The 20,795-nt window shown below is 64.5% G+C and carries 17 protein-coding genes; 12 read left to right on the top strand and 5 right to left on the bottom strand.

Going from position 1 to position 20,795, the window contains the following annotated elements:
• The 11 genes from CHB88_RS13780 (at position 1) to CHB88_RS13730 (ending at position 9,965) form a co-directional block, all read left to right on the top strand.
• Positions 1-804, top strand: coding sequence for an aspartate dehydrogenase (locus tag CHB88_RS13780; RefSeq protein WP_089399910.1), 804 nt, complete (start codon positions 1-3; stop codon positions 802-804).
• Positions 805-822: 18 nt separating this feature from the next.
• Positions 823-2,298 carry an aldehyde dehydrogenase gene (locus tag CHB88_RS13775; protein ID WP_089399909.1) on the top strand — a complete coding sequence of 492 codons (1,476 nt, stop codon included), beginning with the start codon at positions 823-825 and terminating at the stop codon, positions 2,296-2,298.
• 28 nt (positions 2,299-2,326) lie between these two features.
• Positions 2,327-3,298, top strand: coding sequence for a VOC family protein (locus CHB88_RS13770; RefSeq protein WP_089399908.1), 972 nt, complete (start codon positions 2,327-2,329; stop codon positions 3,296-3,298).
• Positions 3,295-3,624, top strand: coding sequence for a hypothetical protein (locus CHB88_RS13765; RefSeq protein WP_089399907.1), 330 nt, complete (start codon positions 3,295-3,297; stop codon positions 3,622-3,624). Before CHB88_RS13770 ends, CHB88_RS13765 begins: the two co-directional genes overlap by 4 nt.
• Positions 3,621-3,848: a recombinase-like helix-turn-helix domain-containing protein gene (locus CHB88_RS13760; protein WP_217900167.1), complete on the top strand. Its 228-nt coding sequence runs from the start codon at positions 3,621-3,623 to the stop codon at positions 3,846-3,848. The genes CHB88_RS13765 and CHB88_RS13760 overlap by 4 nt, the downstream gene beginning before the upstream one ends.
• Before the next feature lie 22 nt (positions 3,849-3,870).
• Positions 3,871-4,896 (top strand): aromatic ring-hydroxylating oxygenase subunit alpha, encoded by a 1,026-nt coding sequence (locus CHB88_RS13755; protein WP_089399906.1) that lies wholly within the window; start codon positions 3,871-3,873, stop codon positions 4,894-4,896.
• Entirely contained in the window at positions 4,896-5,312 is a 417-nt protein-coding gene (locus tag CHB88_RS13750) for a RidA family protein (protein WP_089399905.1), read from the top strand. Before CHB88_RS13755 ends, CHB88_RS13750 begins: the two co-directional genes overlap by 1 nt.
• Positions 5,313-5,749: 437 nt before the next feature.
• Positions 5,750-6,697 (top strand): PDR/VanB family oxidoreductase, encoded by a 948-nt coding sequence (locus tag CHB88_RS13745; RefSeq protein WP_176442466.1) that lies wholly within the window; start codon positions 5,750-5,752, stop codon positions 6,695-6,697.
• 32 nt (positions 6,698-6,729) lie between these two features.
• Positions 6,730-7,521 carry an FRG domain-containing protein gene (locus CHB88_RS13740; RefSeq protein ID WP_089399903.1) on the top strand — a complete coding sequence of 264 codons (792 nt, stop codon included), beginning with the start codon at positions 6,730-6,732 and terminating at the stop codon, positions 7,519-7,521.
• A gap of 57 nt (positions 7,522-7,578) precedes the next feature.
• A complete protein-coding gene (locus CHB88_RS13735; protein ID WP_089399902.1) occupies positions 7,579-8,592 on the top strand; it encodes a Bug family tripartite tricarboxylate transporter substrate binding protein in 1,014 nt (337 codons plus the stop codon).
• Positions 8,593-8,819: 227 nt separating this feature from the next.
• Positions 8,820-9,965 (top strand): hypothetical protein, encoded by a 1,146-nt coding sequence (locus tag CHB88_RS13730; RefSeq protein ID WP_089399901.1) that lies wholly within the window; start codon positions 8,820-8,822, stop codon positions 9,963-9,965.
• A gap of 60 nt (positions 9,966-10,025) precedes the next feature.
• On the opposite strand, the gene CHB88_RS24515 is transcribed toward CHB88_RS13730, so the two are convergent.
• Positions 10,026-10,913: a hypothetical protein gene (locus CHB88_RS24515; protein ID WP_143131272.1), complete on the bottom strand. Its 888-nt coding sequence runs from the start codon at positions 10,911-10,913 to the stop codon at positions 10,026-10,028.
• A 265-nt stretch (positions 10,914-11,178) separates the two neighbouring features.
• On the bottom strand, positions 11,179-13,515 hold the full coding sequence (locus tag CHB88_RS13725) for a hybrid sensor histidine kinase/response regulator (RefSeq protein WP_176442465.1): 2,337 nt from the start codon (positions 13,513-13,515) through the stop codon (positions 11,179-11,181).
• A gap of 541 nt (positions 13,516-14,056) precedes the next feature.
• Between CHB88_RS13725 and CHB88_RS13720 the strand changes: the two genes are divergently transcribed.
• The gene (locus CHB88_RS13720; RefSeq protein WP_089399899.1) at positions 14,057-16,468 is read left to right on the top strand and encodes a hybrid sensor histidine kinase/response regulator; all 2,412 of its coding nucleotides are present in this window, start codon (positions 14,057-14,059) and stop codon (positions 16,466-16,468) included.
• A gap of 9 nt (positions 16,469-16,477) precedes the next feature.
• On the opposite strand, the gene CHB88_RS13715 is transcribed toward CHB88_RS13720, so the two are convergent.
• From CHB88_RS13715 to CHB88_RS13705, 3 genes are read right to left on the bottom strand one after another with little or no spacing between them, the layout of a single operon-like run.
• The gene (locus CHB88_RS13715; protein ID WP_089399944.1) at positions 16,478-17,569 is read right to left on the bottom strand and encodes an ABC transporter ATP-binding protein; all 1,092 of its coding nucleotides are present in this window, start codon (positions 17,567-17,569) and stop codon (positions 16,478-16,480) included.
• Positions 17,570-17,574: 5 nt separating this feature from the next.
• On the bottom strand, positions 17,575-19,356 hold the full coding sequence (locus CHB88_RS13710; protein ID WP_089399898.1) for an ABC transporter permease: 1,782 nt from the start codon (positions 19,354-19,356) through the stop codon (positions 17,575-17,577).
• Positions 19,357-19,412: 56 nt separating this feature from the next.
• Positions 19,413-20,732, bottom strand: coding sequence for an ABC transporter substrate-binding protein (locus tag CHB88_RS13705; RefSeq protein ID WP_089399897.1), 1,320 nt, complete (start codon positions 20,730-20,732; stop codon positions 19,413-19,415).
• Positions 20,733-20,795 lie beyond the last annotated feature (63 nt).

Genomic DNA, 20,795 nt, shown 5'->3' with positions numbered 1-20,795 from the left:
ATGCTGCATGTATCGATGATCGGCTGCGGCGCCATCGGCGTCGGCGTGATGGAGCTGTTGAAGAGCGACCCGGACATCGTGGTCGACATGGTGATCGTCCCGGAAGGCAAGGAGGACAGCCTGCGCGCGGTGGTGCAGCGCCTGGCGCCGACGGCCCAGGTGGCGAGCCACCTCAATGGCGGCGCGCGTCCCGATCTGCTGATCGAATGCGCCGGGCATCAGGCCATCGAGCAGCACATCATCCCGGCGCTGGAGCACGGCATCCCCTGCATGGTGGTGTCGGTCGGCGCCCTGTCCGAGCTGGGCATGGCGGAACGGCTGGAGCAGGCGGCGCGCAAGGGCAATACCCAGGTGCAGCTGCTGTCCGGCGCCATCGGCGCCATCGATGCCCTGGCCGCCGCCAAGATCGGCGGCCTGGAGTCGGTGGTGTACACCGGCCGCAAGCCGCCGCAGGCCTGGAAGGGCACGCCGGCCGAGGCGCAGTTCGATCTCGACCGGCTGGAGCAGCCGACCGTCATCTTCGAAGGCACGGCGCGCGATGCCGCCCGCCTGTACCCGAAGAACGCCAACGTCGCCGCAACCCTGTCGCTGGCCGGCCTCGGCCTGGACCGTACCCACGTGCGCCTGCTGGCCGACCCGACGGTAACCGAGAACGTGCATCACGTGGAAGCCAAGGGCGCCTTCGGCGGCTTCGAGCTGACCATGCGCGGCAAGCCGCTGGCGGCCAATCCCAAGACTTCCGCGCTGACGGTGTTTTCCGTGGTGCGCGCGCTGGGCAACCGTGCCCATGCGGTGTCGATCTAACCAGTTGAGCTAACGGACATGGACCTCACCAAGACCCAACCCATCTGCGTCGCCGGCGAATGGCGGCTCGGCGGCGGCGACCGCTACGCCACGCTTTATCCCGCGACCGGCGAACCCGCCGCCTGGCTCAATGCGGCCAGCCTGGCCGACGTCGAAGAAGCCATCCAGGGCGCCGACCGCGCCTTCCGCACCTCCGGCTGGGCGCAGCGCAAGCCGCATGAGCGCGCCTCGGTGCTGTACAACGTCGCCACGCTGATCCGCAAGCGCTCCGAAGAGCTGGCCCAGCTGCAGCGGCTGGACAACGGCAAGCCGATCAGCGAGACGCGCGCCCTGGTGGCCAGCGCGGCCGGCACCTTCCAGTTCTTCGCCGCTGCCTGCGAGACCCTGGAGGAAACCCTGACCCCGATGCGCGGCGACAACCTCACCATGAGCGTGTATGAACCCATGGGCGTGGTGGCCGCCATCACGCCGTGGAACTCGCCGATCGCGAGCGAAGCGCAGAAGATGGCGCCGGCGCTGGCCGCCGGCAATGCGGTGGTGGTCAAGCCGGCCGAGGTCACGCCGCTGCTGGCGCTGGAACTGGCCCGCATCTGCGAGGAAGCCGGCGTGCCGCGCGGCCTGATCAGCGTACTACCCGGCAAGGGCTCGGTGATCGGCGACGCCATCACCCAGCATCCGCTGGTGCGGCGCGTGTCCTTCACCGGCGGCACGACCACCGGCAAGCACATCGCCCACATCGCCGCCGACAAGATGATGCCGGTATCGCTGGAGCTGGGCGGCAAGTCGCCGACCATGGTGTTCGAGGATGCCGACATCGACCATGCGGTCGCGGGCGTGCTGTACGGCATCTTCAGCTCCTCCGGTGAATCCTGCATCGCAGGCTCGCGCCTGTTCGTGGCGCAGGTCATCTACGACGTATTCATGGAGCGCCTTGCCGCCGGCGCCGCCGCGCTGCGCGTGGGCGACCCGGCCAGCGAGCGCACCCAGATGGGCCCGCTGATCACGGCCCGCCACCGCGAGGGCATCGAATCCTATGTCGCGCTCGGCCTGGAGGAAGGCGGGCGGCTGCGCACCGGCGGCCTGCGGCCGCAGGGCGAGGCGTTCGACAAGGGCTTCTTTTACACCCCGACCATCATCGAGGACGTGCGCAACGACATGCGCATCTGCCAGGAAGAGATCTTCGGGCCGGTGCTGGTGGCCATGCCTTTCGACAACGAGCAGGACCTCGTCGATCAGGCCAACGACAGCGTGTACGCGCTGGCGGCTGGCATCTGGACCCGCGACTACAAGAAGGCCTGGCGCATCGGCCGGGCGGTCCAGGCGGGGAACGTCTGGATCAACACCTACAAGCAGTTTTCGATTTCGACGCCGTTCGGCGGCTGGCGCGACAGCGGCCTCGGCCGCGAGAAGGGCAGGCTCGGCATCCTGCAGTACATGGAGCAGAAGGCCATGTACTGGGGGCTGAACGAACAGCCGCTGCCCTGGATGAACTGAGCCGCATGGACGGCGCAAGGAGAGAAGGATGAATGTACTGGGCATAGATGAAATCACCTACGGCGCGGACGACCTGCCGCTGTGCAAGCGTTTCTTCACCGACTGGGGCATGAAGCTGGCGCAGGAAAGCGCCGACACCCTGGTGTTCGAATCGCTCAACGGCTGCCGCGTGATCGTGCGCGACCGCAGCGCGGCGGATCTGCCGCCGGCGATCGAGGACGGTCCGACGCTGCGCGAGGTGGTGTGGGGCGTGGCCGACCAGGCCTCGCTGCAGCAGATCAACGGCAAGATTCAAGGTCTTCCGGGCTATGTGAATCAGCGCGATGGCGGCCGCGTCGGCTGCACCGATCCGAACGGCCTGGCGGTGCGTTTCCAGGTGACCAGGAAGCACGAGGTCGACCTCGAATGCGCGCAGATGAATACCTGGTCGAACAAGCCGCGTCGCAACCAGCGCAGCAAGATCTACGACCATGCCGAGCCGATCGAGGTGGGCCACGTGGTGTTCTTCGTGAAAGATGTGAAGGCCTGCGAAGCCTTCTACGCCGAAAACTTCGGCTTCGTCGCTTCCGACCGCTATCCGGGCCGCGGCGCCTTCCTGCGCTGCGCGCCGGAGGGCGGCCATCACGACCTGTTCCTGCTGCAGACGCCGGAAGGCCGTGCCGGACTGAATCATGTCGCCTTCGCGGTGCGCGACATCCATGAGGTGTTCGGCGGCGGCATGAACATGTCGCGCCTCGGCTGGGAGACGCAGCTCGGCCCGGGCCGGCATCCGATTTCTTCCGCCTATTTCTGGTACTTCCGCAATCCGGCCGGCGGCCTGATCGAGTACTACACCGACGAGGACCATCTCGATGCCGAGTGGGAGCCGCGCGAATTCGAGCCGGGCCCGACGGTGTTCGCCGAATGGGCGATCGAGGGCGGCATCGACGGCCAGACGCGGCGCCAGCGCAATGCCGATGCGCCGAGCGGCAAGTTCCTCACCGAGAAGCCGAAATCATGAGCGAGGCCACGCCGGGCACCATGCTGCTCACCGTGCTGCTCAGGCACGACCAGAGCAAGAACCTGGACCAGATCCAGACCCACATGAAGGAAATGGACTGGTGGGAGCGCTTCCCGGTGGAAGGCGCCCGCGTCGTCTCCTGGACGGTGGCGATGGGCCTGGGCCAGATCGTCACGCTGGAACTGCCGCCGGCGCTGCTGCCGAAGGTGAACGTGGAGCTGGAGCGTTCCGCCTGGGGCGTGTTCCGCACCGAATGCTATCCGACCTATGACTTTGTACCCGTGCGCGAGCGCATCCGCGAGCGCGTCAGAAATGGAGGGAAATGATGCAAGACCGCTACCTTGACCCGCACCAGGCTCGCAGCCGCCAGCCGACCGCGTATGAAGACCTGCTGGGCGACGCCATCGAGCGCGCCTATGCCGCCGGCATCCACGACCTGCCGGGGCTGGTCGCCCAATTGAACCGTTCCGGCCCGAGCTGCCCCGGCGGCGTGGCATGGACCGAAGAGAACTACCAGGCCGAGATCGCGCGCCTGGCAGCCGACTGCTGAACCGACTTGCGAAGGACCCGACATGAGAACCACAGCCAATGACCCGGTGGACGCGCTTCTGGCAACCGGCCTGAAGGACCTCTGGTATCCGATCTGCCCGTCCGGCTTCGTCAAGGAACGGCCGGTGTCGCTGCGCCGCCTCGGGCGCAAGTTCGTGGTCTGGCGCGAAGCCAGCGGCAAGCTGCACGCGCTGGAAGACCACTGCCCGCACCGCGGCGCGCCGCTGTCCATGGGCATGGCCATGGGCGACCGCATCGCCTGCGGCTACCACGGCGTGCAGGTGCGCGCCGACGGCGTGGTCACCAAGGTGCCCGGCAGCCCGGGCTGCAAGCTGGAGGGATCGCGATCGACCCGTTCCTTCCACGTGCAGGAAGCGGCCGGCGCCATCTTCCTCTACAACAGCAGCCAGAACGTGGACACGCCGCCGCCGCTGAACCTGCCGAAGGAACTGACCGATCCGGAGTACTCCCATTTCCTCTGCTACACCGAGTGGAAAGGCGACTACCGCTACGTGCTGGACAACGTGATGGATCCGATGCACGGCACCTTCCTGCACAAGCAGTCGCACTCCATGGCCGAGGGCGACGCCACCGCCAACTTCCGCATCCGCGAGACCGACATCGGCTTCGTGTTCGAGAAGGAAGGCCAGCGCGACGTCAACTTCGACTGGACCGAGTGGGCCGACACCGGCATCCACTGGATGCGCCTGGAGATTCCGTATCCGAAGACCGGCGGCCCCGGCGGCAACTTCATCATCGTCGGCAGCTACACCCCGATCACCAACGAGCTGGCCGGCGTGTTCCACTGGCGCTGCCGCAAGCTGACCGGCTGGCAGAAGGACACCTGGCGCTTCCTGTACAAGAACCGGCTGGAGGCGCGCCACTGGGCGGTGCTGGAGCAGGACAGGGTGGTGCTGGAGCTGATGGAGCCGGACGCCAACCAGCGCGAGATGCTGTATCAGCACGACATGGGCATCGTCCGCCTGCGCCGCCACCTGCGCAAGCTGGCCCAGGCTCAGCTCGCGCCGCAGGAAGAGAAAGCTGCCTGATGGACCTGCTTCCCGTCAGGCGGGTGCAGTCGGCGGACGTGCCGGAGCCGCCGAACGCTACCTGGTCCAATTGCCTGGTGCTCGGCAATGAGATCGCGATCTCGGGCATGACGGCGCATCCGGCCTCGCGCGACAACCGTCTCGGCACCTACGAGCAGACGCTGGTGGTGCTGAACAAGGTGCGCGCCCTGGTGGAAGCCGCCGGCGGCGGCCTCCACAACATCTACAAGATCGTCGTGTATGTCACCGACATCGCCGACAAGGACGAAGTGGGCCGGGCGCGGCGCGAGTTCTTCCGCACGCCCTATCCCTGCTCCACCCTGGTGGCGGTGAAGGACCTGGTCTTCCCCGAACTGACGGTGGAGATCGATGCCTTCGCCCGCCTCGACATCGACATGCGCGCCGCGCAGATTTGATGCACGGGGTGGTTGTTGACAGGTAGTGCGAGTCCGGAATTCGTCGCGCAGCAAAGAAATCTCCTCCCCTTTCAAGGGGAGGCTGGGAGGGGGATGGGGTGCTTCTGCATGAAAAGGACGTACTTTAGACACTGAAGAAACCCATCCCCACCCACAGCAGCGCTTGCAAGCGCTGCTGGCTGCGCAGGCGCGGAGCAGTGCTCCGCGAAACCCCTGCTACGCCCCTAATCCTCCCCTTGAAAGGAAGGGAATTTCCTTTATGCGTGAACCGCACCCACGGTTGCGCTTGCAAGCGCAACCGGCTCCGCGAGCGCAGAGCAGTGCTCTGCGAAACCCTCGCTACGCCCCCTTGAATGGGAGGGGACTTTCTTTATGGTTGGCCCTTACATTGAGAAACAACCAGCGCAAAGCTTACATCCTTACCACCCGCCATCATCATGAACAGCACCCTCACCGTCCGCGTCCAGTCAATGCGCTTCGAAGCGGAAGGCATCGTTAGCCTGGAGCTGGTCTCGCCCGAAGGCGCGGAACTTCCGCCCTTCGAGGCCGGCGCCCACATCGACCTGCACCTGCCCAACGGCATCCAGCGCAGCTACTCGCTGCTGAACTCGCCGGAAGAGCGCGGGCGCTATGTGGTCGGCATCCTGAAGGACCGCAACAGCCGCGGCGGCTCGCGCTACGTGCACGACCAGCTGCGGGTCGGCATGACGCTGGCAATCTCCGCGCCGCGCAACAATTTCGCGCTGGACGAAGGCGTCGGCCAGTCGGTGCTGATCGCCGGCGGCATCGGCATCACGCCGATCTACTGCATGCTCAACCGCCTGCAGAAGCTGGGCAAGCCGGCCCGGCTGCTGTACTGCGCCCGCTCGCGAAGCGAGGCCGCCTTCGTCGAGGAGCTGCTGGCGCGCGACAACGTGCAGGCGCATTTCGACCAGGAGCAGGGCGGCCCGCCCGACCTGCGCGGCTTCCTCGCCAGCCAGCCCAAGGACGCCCATTTCTACTGCTGCGGCCCGACGCCCATGCTCAATGCCTTCGAGGCGCTGTGCGAGGAGCTGGGCCTCAAGAACATGCACCTGGAGCGCTTCGCCGCTGCCGAGAACGTGGAGGCGGTGCAGGGCAGCGAATACACCGCCCAGCTGGCGCGCAGCAACAAGGTCATCACCGTCCCGGCCGGCAAGTCGCTGCTGGATGCGCTGCTGGAAGCCGGCATCGACGTCGACCACAGCTGCCGCGAGGGCGTGTGCGGCGCCTGCGAAACCCGGGTGCTGGACGGCCAGCCGGAACACCGCGACGGCGTGCTCAGCAAGACGGAGCGCGAGTCGAACAAGATGATGATGGTCTGCGTTTCCGGCTGCAAGGGCAGAAGCCTGGTGCTCGACCTATAATCGAAGGGTCGTGATCAGCGTAAGAGGGCGTTGTGGAAGAACTGCGGGTTTCGAGCTGGAATGAATTCGTCGATGTCACCGCCGAGCTGGACGGCTGGGCCTTCCGAGGCCAGCAGGATGCGCGCTGGGAGCTGAAGACCTCGCTCTCGCGCTATTTCAACGCCTTCATCCCGGACCCAGCCACCTGGCGCATCCGGGAAGAACGCGCGATCCGCATCTTCCGCCGCAAGGCGCACAACTACCTGGCCAAGACGGCCATGCTGCATACCGACCTGCGCTGCCTGGCGCTGATGCAGCATCACGGCGCGCCGACCCGGCTGCTGGACTTCACCAAATCCGCCTTCGTCGCCGCCTTCTTCGCGCTGGAAAGCGCGGAAGGCGATGCGGCGGTATTCGCCCTCAACACCCTGCGCATGTGGGATGCGGTGCCGGCCAACAACCCGCTCCTCACGCGCCAGGAAATCGATCCCGCCGTTCCCGGCAATTTCGAGCGCTATTTCCTGCCCAATCAAAATCCGGTGCTCTGGATCGGCGAGCCGAACGAAATGGATGAGCGCCTCGCCGCCCAGTCCGGCACCATGGTGATTCCCGGCGTGCTCGACCGCTCGCTGCCGGAGATTCTGCAGGAGTACCGCGATTCCGCCACCCTGATCAAGAAGATCGTCATCCCGCGCGCCATCCGCGAGCCGGCGATGAAGGCGCTGTACCGGATGAACATCACCAACGCCACCCTGTTCCCCGACCTCGACGGGCTGGCCCGCTCGCTGCGGGTGGAACTCGAGGTGCTGTGGCCGGGTTCCGCACCCGGGCATGGCGGGCTGTAGGCATCCGCCGGATGGCATCCGTATCGACCCGACAAGAAAAAGAAAGGACATCACTCGATGACACCCAACCGGACTGAACGCCGACGGCTGCTCGCCCTGATGGCGGCGCTGGCCAGCACGGCTGCCGTACCTGCCTGGGCGCAGACCGCCGGCGCCGGCGCGGCCGAACGCCAGCTCGGCCAGGACCGCTTCACGCTCGTCGCTCCCTTTCCGCCAGGCGGTCCGGTGGACGTCCTGGCGCGCATGCTCGCCGACGGCCTGCAGCGCAAATACGGTCAGGCGGCCATCGTCGAGAACTTGCCGGGCGCCGCCGGCAACATCGGCATCGATCGGGTCAAGCGCGCCAGGCCGGATGGCCACACCCTGCTGGTCATCCCCGCCGGCAACCTGACCATCAACCCGACGCTGATGCCAAGCTTCCCCTTCAACATCGAGAAGGATTTCGCGCCCGTCACCATGCTGGCCCAGGCGCCCAACGTCCTGGTGGCCAATCCCGGCCTGAAGATAAAGACCGCGCAGGAGCTGGTGGCGCTGGCCAGGGCGAAACCCAATACTCTGGCCTATGCCTCGCCCGGCATCGGCAGCGGCTTGCACCTTGCGGGCGAACTGTTCAAGCAGCAGACCGGCACCGACATCCTGCATGTGCCCTACAAGGGCTCCGGCCCGGCGCTCAATGACGTGGTCGCCGGCCAGGTCGGCCTGATGTTCACCAACCTGCCGGCCTCGCTCGCCTTCATCCGCAGCGGCAAGCTGGTGGCCATTGGCACCACCGAGGCGAAACGCGTGCCGGCGGCGCCGGAGATTCCGACGCTGGCGGAGCAGGGCATCAAGGGCGTGGTGGTCTCTTCCTGGTACGGCCTGCTGGCGCCGGCCGGCACGCCGCCGGCGGTGGTGGCGCAGCTGGCGCGCGATGCGGCCGACATCCTGAACGAGCCGGCGATGCGGGAGCGCCTGAATGGACAAGGCCTCAGCCGCACGGCGATGAGCCCGGCCGAGTTCCGCGATCACATCCGCGCCGAGACCGAGACCTGGGCCAAGGTGATACGCGCACGGCATATCGTCGCGGAATAGCAGCGCGGTGTCCGTGCCTCTTTGGCTACGAGGCGATGGAATAGCTCGATGGCGAAGGGCTTTTCGGAAGGCTCAAAGGCTCTCATACCCGCTGCCCGCTTGACGATTCTCAAATGCAGGCTTCCCGCCGGCAAAACCAAACGTCCGCTCCGCCATCCAATCTTTTCCCGAAACGGCTGCCGTACGACGGCCCCGTTTTCCGCGTCGCGACACCAAGGAGAAGAATCATGGTCAGGCCCGGCAGCGTCATCGCTCTCATCTTCGGCACAACATTGGCGCTCACCGGATGCGGTGGCGGAGGCGAGAGTCCCGCCGCCAGCGCCGGCAGTCCGAGCGGCGTCACCATCCTCAGCCCCACCGTCTACTCCACCGAAGGACGTCCGCTGAATTCCTGTTCATTCGACGCGCGCTGCTCCAACAATCCCTACGCACCCTATACCGTGTTCGCGAATCCGATGCCGCCGGACGGTAGCGTGCTGAGCGGCTTCGTGCGCCTCCAGGTAAGGGGCATCGATCTGGGCAACGTCGAGCTGCTGCCGGCCAGCGGCTACCTGCCGCGCTACGGGGTATTCACCCTGTCGCAGGATAAAACCGTCGCCTGGCTGGACCTCGACACCCGAACCCTGCCCAACGGTCCGGTGACGGCGCGCATCAGCGCCTTCAACGTCGCCGCCGGCCAGCCGAATGCCATCGAGCTCATCGCCATGTCGCCGCGCACCTGGACCATCAGCAACGCGCCGCTGGCCAGCGGCGGCTTCAGCGCCGCCATCGCCAACGCGCCGGGCAATGGCGCCACCGTCTCCGGCACGATCCGTATCGAACTGCGCGGCAGCGGCATCGCCAATGCCGAACTGCTGCCCGCTTCCGGCTACGCGCCGCGCCTCGGCCAGTTCAACGTCTCCGCCGACCGCAGCTACGCCTGGCTCGACCTCGATACCCGCGGTATGCCGGACGGACCGCAAAGCCTGCGAGTGAGCGCCTTCAACGTCACCGCGAACCAGCCGGGCGCGGTGGAAATCGTCGCCATGCCGGCGCGGCAGTGGAACGTCGCCAACGGCAACGACGGCAGCTTCACCGCCCGCCTCGTCACCGCGCCGCTCGAGGGCGAAGCGGTGAGCGGACGCATCACGCTGGAAGTGCAGGGCGCCGGCATCAAGAACATCGAGCTGTTGCCGGCGAACGGCTATACCCCGTCGTACGGCCGCTTCACCACTTCCTTCGACGGCAAGAGCGGCTTCCTCGATATCGACACCGCCAGCCTGCCGAACGGACCGATCGACGTGCGGGTGAGCGCCTTCAACGTCGCGCCGGGGCAGGCGGGGGCGAAGGAAATCGTGGTGATGGGAGTGCGGCGGTGGGTGGTGAGGAATTGACCTTTCCGGCTGCGGCAAACCGGCACGGCACTTTGCCTAAGCTCAAGCGCATTGCCACGGTCAAGGTTTTTCGATGCGAAGAGTCACTGGCAAAGAATGCGTTTCCATCGCCGGACGACCAGGCGGTCGGCAAATTGCCGTGCCTTTGACCCTTACTACTGTTTCCGATGTAATACTCATCTGATGAGTATTCTCCACAGTGCCAGTGAATGCAGATGGTTTCGAAGCGGATTCTCTAGAAACGGAACCATGGGCACTTGGACCAGTTGCAGAAATAATGGTCTGTGCTTCGACAGTCACTGGAACAGTTTGACCGTTTTCTTGGTACCGTCCGGTTGTCTTGCCGATGACAGTTCTCTGATTGCTAAGTTTGTCCCGGAAAACGAAACCATCAACCTGTACAGTGCAAAACGCTCCTTGATTTTTCTGGTCCTTGGCTGGTTCGATGCTAGCCTTTTTCGGCACATTGGGGATTAAGACTTGCCTGGTTCCAGGTGAGTTTTCCGATCGCCTTTTTCTCCCGGCGTAAATCCTATCGAGTGCAGCCTGAATAACAGTCCGGTGCTCTTCGGATCCGTTTCCATCGCCAAAACCCCATGTCTTTTTTTCCATGGAATCTTCAACAGCTTTTCGAAGAATGCCTTGCTCTTCAGGGGAAAAGGTATTCATTAAACTCGGTGGAAGAAGCTCATTTGTTATTTTTTGCTTTCTCTTCTGTATTTCCGCTCTGTTATACGGAAAGCCAAGCATCAATATGCCAAGCGGGGCAAGAAAGCTGTCGGATTTACTCCACCAACTATCACCAATGGGCGCCGGTGATGGTGTTGCCTGAACCGGGGTGGGTCTTGAAATAGGTGGCGCCACTTTTTGAGGAGTGATCGGCTGCTCCGAAGGCAGTCGAGCAAGAACGGTAGGAGCGGACGGTAAGTTCGTCGTAATGAATGTCATAGTAATGCCTCATGCAAGCGGAAGAACCTTGCGGTGTGAACTTCGATGCGCGAATTGATAGAACAGGCAGGAGGGAAGATGCGGCGGTGTTCAAGCCGCAAGACCACCAAGTCGATGTCGCTTGGACTGTGCTGGCCACATTCATCCTGGGACGAACGTTACCAGATCTCCATACCGCTGCAGGCAGGATATGATCGCATCCCCTCTAGTAGGGACACGAACTGCAGAAAATTTATGCTCAGGCGGTAATCACCTAGCGACAGCCCTAACTTCCCGCCACGGCTGCGCGCTTCTGACGCTCCATCACCAGTTCCTGCAGTTGCCACAGATTGGCCGGCTTCACCAGATGCGTGTCGAACCCGGCGCGCGCGGAGGCCTCGCGGTCCTGCTCCTGCCCGTAGCCGGACAGTGCCACGAACAGGCTGTCCGGCGCCGTGCCGCTGCTGCGCAGATGACCCACCAGCTCATAGCCGTTCATGCGCGGCAGGCCGATGTCGAGAATGTACAGGTCGAAGGGGCGCTGGCGATGCTGTTCGAGCGCCGCCGCGGCGCTGTGCTCGATGACGACCTGATGCCCCATGGTTTCCAGCAGGAGCGCCATGGTGAAGGCGGCGTCCACGTTGTCGTCCACCATGAGGATGCGCAGCCGGGGCGATTGAGCTTCGTTCACGCTTTGACGGGTCGCCTCGGGGGCTTCAATGGAAGACCGTCGCGGCAGCGTCAACCGGAATTGGCTCCCTTGTCCCGGGCCCGGGCTCGATGCCGCGATGCGTCCGCCATGGAGTTCCGTCAGGCTCTTGACGATGGAAAGGCCGATACCCAGGCCGCCTTGAGCGCGGTCCAGCGGCCGCTCGCCCTGGAAGAACAGGTCGAAAACATGTTGAACCAGCTCCGGCGCCATGCCAATGCCGCTGTCGGCGACGCACAAGCTCACCTCATCGGCATCCGCGTCGATCGTCACACTGACCCGCCCGCCGTCAGGCGTATATTTCGCGGCATTGTCGAGCAAGTTCACCACGACCTGAATGAGCCGATTGTGGTCGCCGAAAACGTAGACCGGGTCGGCGCCGAGATCAAGCGTGAGCCCGTGCTTGCGCCGTTCGATGGCGGGCCGCACCTGCTCGACGGCGTCGGCGATCACCTGCTTGATGTCCAGCGGCCGGCGGTCGAGTCTCACCAGGCCGCGCGTCACGCGGGAAGTGTCCAGCAGATCCTCCACGAGTCGCACGATGTGTTCCACTTGCCGGCTGATGATGGCGCTTGCGTTCACGAGGGGCGGGTCGCCCCGGGCACGCAATGACAACAGTTCCGCCGAGGCGCTGATCGGCGCCAGCGGGTTGCGCAGCTCGTGGGCGAGCATGGCGAGGAACTCCGTTTTGCGGACATCAATTTCATTCAGCGCCTCGGAGGCCAGCTCCTGCGCATGGATATCCGTATTGGAGCCGATCCACTCGGTGATGCGGCCCGCCTCATCCCGGACAGGCACGGCGCGCACAAGGGTCCAGCGGTACTCGCCGGAATGGTGCCGCAGCCGGTTCTTCACTTCGTAGGTCGTGCCCTGCACGACGCTGATTTTCCACTGCGCCAGGTTCGGCTCGCGGTCTTCCGGATGCACGGCGTCCCAGCCATTCAGCGCGCCATCGGGCATGCCGGTGAATGCGTACCACTGCTGGTTGAAATAGGTTGGTTTTCCTTTAGGGGAAACGGACCAGATCAGCTGCGGAATGGTATTGATCAGGGATTGCAGCCGCGCCTCGCTGGTTTTGAGCGCTTGGGTGGCAGTCACTGCGTGTGTGGTGTCAGCAGCAATGACGAAAATCCCGATGATGTCGTGATGATGGTCCCGAATCGGATGATAGATCACATTCATGTAGACCAGCGCCGGCGTGCCATCGGCAGATTGATAATTGATCGGCATGTCACGTCCGTTGAATGGCACGCCCGTTCGATACACCGTGTCCAGGATGTCGGTGAAACCCTGTTCAATCACTTCAGGAAATAATTCTTTAACTCCTCGTCCAATGACGGGACGATTTCCGAGGAAGGCCTGGTTGGCGGGATTGGAGATTTCGTAGCAGTGATCCGGGCCCAGCAGGACCGCCATCGGCGCCGGCGCCTGCTCGAACATATTGCGCATCCAATTGATCTCGGCTTGCAGCGCCTGGTTGGTGTCGACCTGATGTGTCGTCTCCATGCAAATGCAAAGCACGCCGCATACCGTATTGGCTTCGTCGCAGACAGGCGAGTACGACGCGGTAAACCGATCGGTGTCCTCTAATTCCTCGCGCTTCAGGGGGAAGGGGAGGCCTTCATGAATAACGGACTCTCCGGAAAAGACCTTGCCCACGAGGTCGGAAATGGCTTCGCGGGTGCCATCCGCCAGATCGCCGAAGCGGCGTCCCAGCGCATCAGGGTGGCGCGCCGCGAGAATGTCGATGAAGGCGTCGTTGTAGAAAAAGGTCTGCTCGTTACCCCATGCCAGGAACATGGGGAAGCGCGCGGCCAGCATCATGTTCAGCGCGGTCTTGAATGAGGCGGGCCAGTCGCGCGGAAGCCCCGGGGGCGTCGCCGTCCAGTCGATATTGGCGATACGCTGCGCCATTTCTCCGCCTTCCGGGGGAAAGAAACCGGTTAACCAGAAAGGAGAATCAACCATGGCTGCCCCATTTTGTTGAATGCAAGCAAATATATAGTACCCATGAATCATGCGCCGAAATATTTGCATGGGCGGTCCCGATGCTGGCAACGGATGTTGACCTGTCAGCGAGGATCGAGTGCTTTCCGGCGCTTTGCAGCCGAGCGCTAGTTTCGTGCGCCCTCACTTGCGCAAGTCTTCCAGGCAGCAACATTTGCATGTTGGCATGACAATAATTCATACCTTCGGAAACCGGGGAGCGATGGTGACAAGCCAACGGCGCAGCAATGGCGACCATGGCCAGTGCCGTTGTCAGGGTGCCCATTCGAGGCCGCCAGAGGGAACGGCCGAAATGGGCATCTGCCAGCAAGGCATTCGCCAAATCTGGCCGCCCCTGGGTTCATGCCCGCTCCACCGTCAACTCCTGCGGAACACCCGTGACGCGCTTATAGCCAGCAGAGCTCAACTGTCTTAATATTGATTTACCACAACAAACTGGTGAGTCGAGATGTCTGCCTGCGTCGCTTCTGATTTCGACTTCCTGCCGAATGGAACCGGACAAATGGCAGGCCACATCCGGGGATTGGACTGGACGCGCACGGCGATGGGCCAACCCGCAGCGTGGCCGCCCGTGCTGAAGGCGGCATTGAACACGCTGCTTGCCGCGCGTCTTCCGATTTTCCTCGTGTGGGGAGAAGAACAGACCTGCTTCTACAACGATGCCTTCATCGACATCGTCGCGCGCCGTCATCCCGAGGCGCTGGGCATGAGCCTGAGCCAGATCGCGCCGGAGGCCTCGGAAGCGATTTCAGCGCTGATCGGCCGGGCGATGGCCGGGCAACCTGCCCGCATCGAGAGCCTGCCCTTCCCGGCGCATGGAGCGCGCGGCGGCGCTGACCCGCTCCGGCTGAACGTTTCCTGCTCTCCTGTCGGCGCCGGAGACGCCTTCGGCGGGCTGCTGGTCATCTGCGAACCGCTGCGGCATCCATTACATGCCGATAATGCGGCAATCGCCGAGATTGCGCGGCTGAAGGGAATCTTCGAGCAGGCGCCGGTTCCGATCGCAGTGCTCGTGGGACCGGAACACCGGTTCGAAATCTCCAATGCGGCGAACAAGCGGATATTCGGCGACCGCGCCATCATCGGCGAGGCGTTCCGCGAGGCCGTGCCTGAAAGCGCTGAGCTAGGCGACCTGCTGGACCGCGTCTACCGGACTGGCGAACCGCACGTCGGACACCAGATGCCTTTCCGAACGCAAGCCGCCGATGGAGTGCCGCAGCAGATCTACATGAACTTAATCTTCCAGCCGCTGCGCGACGCGGCCGGGAAAGTGTTCGGCATCATTGTCGTCGGATCCGATGTCACGCAGGAAGTGCAAGCGACCGCGGCACTGCGGAAAAGCGAAAGGCGAGCCCGGGCCATCATCGATGCCGTGCCGCAGATGATCTGGACCGCGTCGCCGGACGGCGCCACCAACTTCTTCAACAAGCAGTGGTACGACTTCACCGGCCTGCCGCAAGATTCGCTGGCGGGATGGGAGGCGGTACACCCGGATGACCGGGCGGTCAACGCCGTTCATTGGCAACGCTGCGTGGCGGACGGCACGCCCTATGAAGCCAAGAGCCGCTTGCGGCACCGTTCGGGGGAATATCACTGGACGCTGGTGCGCGCCGTCCCGGTCAAGGATGCGAATGGCGGCATCATTGAATGGATAGGCTCCAATACCGACATCCATGGGCAGGAGACGGCGAACGAGACGCTGAAGGCGGAGAACGCCCGCAAGGACGAATTTCTGGCGATGCTTGCCCATGAATTGCGGAATCCCCTGGCGCCGATTTTCGCGGCGGCCGAATTTCTGACGACCCGTGCCGCGCAGGACCCCATGCTCGAACAGCCGAGCAGCATTATTACGCGGCAGGTGCAGCATATCGCTCATCTCGTGGACGACCTGCTCGATGTATCGCGGGTCACGCGCGGCCACATCGAGCTCGAGCGGGTCAGTCTCGACCTCAATCACGTGATCGCCGATGCCGTCGACCAGGTCAATCACCTGTTCAAGCAGCGCCGCCATCGCTTCGTGCTCGACCTGGGTTACGACGAGGTGCATGTTCAAGGCGACCATAATCGGCTGGTTCAGGTGATTGCCAATTTGCTGAGCAATGCGGCCAAGTACACGCCTGACCGAGGGCGAATCAGCCTGAGCATGGATGCGGATGCAGACCGGGTGACGATATGCGTGGCGGACAACGGCATCGGCATGGCGCCGCAGCTCATCAGCCATGCGTTCGACCTGTTCTACCAGGGACAGCGGCCGCTGGACCGCACGGAAGGCGGCCTCGGCATCGGACTCTCGCTGGTCAAGAGTCTGATTGAACTGCATGGCGGCACTGTCCGTGCCGACAGCGAAGGCACGGGACGCGGCAGCAGCTTCGTCCTCACGCTTCCCCGCCAGAGGGCGGAGGACGTCCGGCGTGAAGCAAGGGTGCCGATGAAATCGTTGGCGCCTATCGACCTCGTGCAAGCCGCACCGGCACCGAGCGGATTGCGCATCCTGATCGTGGACGACAACGCCGATGCGGCCCTGATGATGGGCGTTCTGCTGCGGGACGCGGGCTACCAGACGGTAGTCGAGCACGACGGCCTCGCCGCGCTCGACCGGCACCGGCAGGGCGCATTCGACATTTATCTGCTCGACATCGGGCTGCCGGGCATGAACGGTTATGAACTGGTGAAGGCGGTGCGCGCCAGCGGCACGGCGGAAAACGCTGTCTTCATCGCCTTGTCCGGGTACGGCAAGGAAAAGGACCGCAAGGCCTCCGCGGAGGCGGGCTTCCATCACCACCTGGTGAAACCGATCAGCGTGGATAAGGTGCAGGAGTTTTTAGCGAGTATCAAACCCCATGCTTCCATGCAGGCTTGAAACGCGCTCTCAGGCCGCCAATATCCTGATCTGCGAGACGTCTATCCCCAACCGTATCGGAGAAGCGGTTGTAAAGCCAGGCATGCTTGCGTGATGCAGTTGGTCGGCGGCGAAGAGCATGGTGCCCACGCGGACGTGGTACCGCACAAACTCGCCGAGGAACTCGCCATGCTCTACTTTACCGTCGAGCCAGAAATAGCGATGTTCGCATGCGTCGCCCACACGAGCCACCTTGACGGTATGTGGCCGGAAGCTCAGTGTCGCCTTGCCCGGTAGGGCGTCGGCGGACGTCGCAGGCAATGCCAATTCGCCCAATGCGGGCGCACGGAAGGAGAGGCTGTTCCCTGTGCCCGCCGCAATCTCCCCCTGCACCAGATTCGTCGTCCCCACGAACCCCGCCACAAACGCATTCACCGGATAATCGAACAGCGCCGCCGGCGTCCCCACCTGCTGCACCACGCCGCCCTCCATCACCGCCATGCGGTCGGCGGTGGTCATGGCTTCTTCCTGGTCGTGGGTGACGAAGACGGTGGTAATGCCGAGCTGGCGCTGCAGCGCCAGCAGCTCCTGGCGCATCTGCACCCGCAAGGTCTTGTCGAGATTGGAGAGCGGCTCGTCAAGCAGCAGCACCTGCGGCTCGATGACGATGGTGCGCGCCAGCGCCACCCGCTGCTGCTGGCCGCCGGAGAGCTGGCCGGGGCGGCGCTGCGCATACTGCGACAGGCCCACCAGTTCCAGCGCGGCGCCGACCTTCTGCTTGATCACCGCCTTGCTCATGCGGCGCTCCACCAGGCCGAAGGCGACATTGTCCCAGACCGTCATGTGCGGCCACAGCGCATAGCTCTGGAACACCATGCCGATGTTGCGGGCATGCGGCGGGGTGGCGCTGATGTCGCGGCCATCGACCAACAGCTCGCCGCGCTGGTGGCGGTTGAAGCCGGCGATCAGGCGCAGCAGGGTGGACTTGCCGGAGCCGGACGGGCCGAGCAAGGCGAAGAATTCGCCGGGTTCGATGCGCAGGCTGATGTCCTTCAGCACTTCGGTCTTGCCGCCGTCGTAGGAAAGGCCGATGCTGCGGCATTCGATGGGAATCTTCTTCAGGGGCGTCATTCGGCAGGCTCGCTCGACAGGATGGGTTTCGGTTGCACCGCGGGAGCGGCGGCGGAAGGAAGCGCCGGCGCAATGGGCGCGGCGGGATCGGCGGCCAGCGCGTCCGCCCGTTCGTTCGCCGTGCCGCGCTCCAGCATCCAATGCGAAGCGAACGTGCCTGCCGCGACAAGCAGCACCGCCAGCACGCCGAGCGCGGCGCCTGGCCCGCGTCCGGACACGCTCTGCATGTAGAGATAAATGCCATAGCTCATCGGCGCCTGCGATTCGGCGGTGGTGAGCAGCAGGGTGGCCGAGAGTTCCACCGCCGCCGTGATGAAGCTGCTGACGAAGCCGGCCAGGATGCCGCCGGCCATCAGCGGCAGCACCACGCGGCGGATGGTCCGCGCCCGGGTGGCGCCGAGGCTCTGCGCCGCTTCCTCCAGGCTGAGGCTGATCTGCTGCAGCGCCGCCACGCAGGAGCGCAGCGCGTAGGGCAGGCGCCGCACCGCGTAGGCGATCATGATCAGCACCCAGGTTTGGGTCAGGTAGATTTCGGTGAACGGGATCTTCGCGCCGCGGAAGAAGCGCAGGTAGCCGATGGCCAGCACCACGCCGGGAATGGCGAGGGCGGCGCTGGCGGCGAAGTCCAGCCATTGCCGGCCGGCGAGGCGGGTGCGCAGCATCAGGTAGGCAATCGCAACGCCGAGCGCCACGTCGAGGAAGGCGGCGAGGCCGCAGTACAGCAGGGTATTGCCCACCATGCCGGCGGCATCCTCCATCACCGTGCCGTAGTGCTGCAGCGTGAAGGCATCCGGCAGGACCGAGAAGCTCCAGACCCTGGCGAAGGACAGCAGCAGCAGGCCGAGGTGCGGCGACAGCACCACCAGCAGCACCAGGCCTATCCAGCCATAGGCGAGCAGCGCCTGGCCGGGCGACAGGCGCCGCCGCTGCAGCGAGGCGCCGCCCTTCTGGGCGGTGCTGTAGTCGCGGTCGCGCATCGCCCGCGCCGACAGCCACAGCGCCAGGATGGAGAAGCCGATCATGATGAAGGCGATGACGTAGCCGAGCGGATCGTTGATGCCGATGGAGGTGATGCGCAGGTACGCCTGCGGCGCCAGCATGTTGGTGGTGCCGAGCACCAGCGGCGTGCCGAGGTCGTCGAAGACCTTGATGAAGACCAGCGCCGCGCCGGCGAGGAAGCCGGGCATGGCGAGCGGGAAGATCACCCGCCGGAACAGCCGCCAGCCGCGCGCCCCGAGGTTGAGCGCGCTTTCCTCCATCGCCCCGTCGATATTGCGCAGGGCGACCGTCAGGTTCATCAGGATGAAGGGAAAGTAATGGATGCTTTCGACGAACACCACGCCGGTGAGCCCCTGCATCAGCGGCAGGCGCCAGCCCAGCCATTCGTCGAGCAGCAGGTTGACGCTGCCGTTGGTGCCGAAGATGAGCTGCAGCGCCACCGCGCCGACGAAGGGCGGCATGATCAGCGGCAGCACGCCCAGGGTCTGGATCAGGATGGCGCCCCGGAACTGGAAGCGCACGGTGAAGTAGGCCAGCGGCACCGCGATCAGGGAGGCGAACAGCACCGACAGCAGCGACACCGCCAGGCTGTTGGCGAAGGACTCGCGCAGCAGGGACTGGCCGAAGAAGCCGGTGAAATGGCTGAGCGTGAAGCCGCCGGCGCCGTCGTCAAAGGCGGTGAGCACCACAGTGCCGACCGGCAGGATCAGGAACAGGGCGAGCAGCGCGGCGATCAGCAGCGCCACGCCGAGGGTGGCGGGGGAAGGGCGTGCATGCATGGGCTGAGGAAGGCGAGAGGGCAGGAAGGCGGCCGCTCATCCGGCCGCCGCGGGCATCACATGGCGGCTGCCTGCTGCGCCAGCTCCAGGGCCTTCTGGTAATTGGCCTTGGCCCGGGTGTTCCACTGCTCCTCGATGGCGGCGAGCGGGCTGCCGCCCTCAGTCTTCTTGGAAACCGACTTCAGGAAGGGATCGAGGAAGCCCGGTTTCTTCAATTGGGCCTCGTCCACCACCGGCGCATAGGCGGTGTCGCGCGCCTGCTTCAGCAGTTCCGCCGCCTTCGGGTTCGGTTTCGCGGCCAGCTTCTTCTCCGCTTCGTGGATGGCCTTGGTCGCCGCCTGCAGCTCCTTCAGGCGGAAGGTCACGGTCTGGTCGAACATGGACGTCACCACGTGGTAGCGCTTCTCCGCGAGCTCCGAGTCGAACTGCACCCTGGACTTCTGCGCCACCTCGAAAATGTTGGGGTAGCCGGCCGGCACCTTGCCGCCCAGCTTGTCGTAGGGAACAATGGGCAGGCGCGAGATCTTCGGATCGAGCAGCAGCAGCTGGCCTTCGGACGACAGCGCGAACTGCATGAATTTCTTTGCATCCGCCGGGTTCTTGCCGCCGGCGATCAGGCCGATGCTGGCCGGCACCACCGAGGTCACCTTGGGATAGACGAACTCCACCGGGAAGCCGCTGTACTTGCCCGCCAGGCCGAAGAAGTCGATCACCAGGCCGATGCCGAACTGCCCGCTGTTGACGCCGTCCGGCACGCCGAAGGAGCGCTCGGTCACGGCCGCGCAGTTGCCGGCGATCTGCAGCAGCTGGGTCCAGCCCTTGTCCCAGCCTTCGCCCTGCAGGATGGTTTCCACCGTCAGGTGGGTGGTGCCGGAGCGGGAGGGCGAGCTGGTGGCCACGTGGCCGAAATAGGCCGGCTTGGTCAGGTCGCTCCATTCGGCCGGCGCCGGCAGGTTGTTGGCCTTCAGGTAGCGGGTGTTCCACATGATGCCGTAGCCGGACAGCGCCTGGCCGTAGTACAGGTCTTCCGGGTCGTTCATCGGATAGTTGCCGATCTTCGCCGGCGCCGCCGGGTTCTTCACCTCCGGCGCCTTCTCTAGCAGCTTCTCGCGCGACATCACCTCGAAGGCATCGGGCGCCGAGGCCCAGAAGATGTCCGGCCGCTGACCCGGCGCGTTCTCCTTGACGTAGGCGAGGGAGGCGACGGTGTTCTTGTTCAGGATCTCGACCTTGATGTCCGGATACTTCTTCTCGAAGGCCTTCTTGTAGGTCTCGGTGATCTCTTTCGGGAAAGAGGTGACGATGGTGATCGGGGCGGCATGGACCGCAGCGGAAAACAGGCAGGCAAGGACGGCTGCGCACAGGCGGGGTCGCATGGGATGTCTCCTTCGTTGTTTTGGGTTTTTGCTGCGCCAGGCTAACTATACCGGCTTGGAGCG

The organism is Noviherbaspirillum humi (assembly GCF_900188095.1).
In the GTDB taxonomy this organism is placed as follows: domain Bacteria; phylum Pseudomonadota; class Gammaproteobacteria; order Burkholderiales; family Burkholderiaceae_D; genus Noviherbaspirillum; species Noviherbaspirillum humi.
The sequence above is the reverse complement of the archived record's forward strand: the minus strand, read 5'-3'. Positions and strand labels throughout refer to the sequence as shown.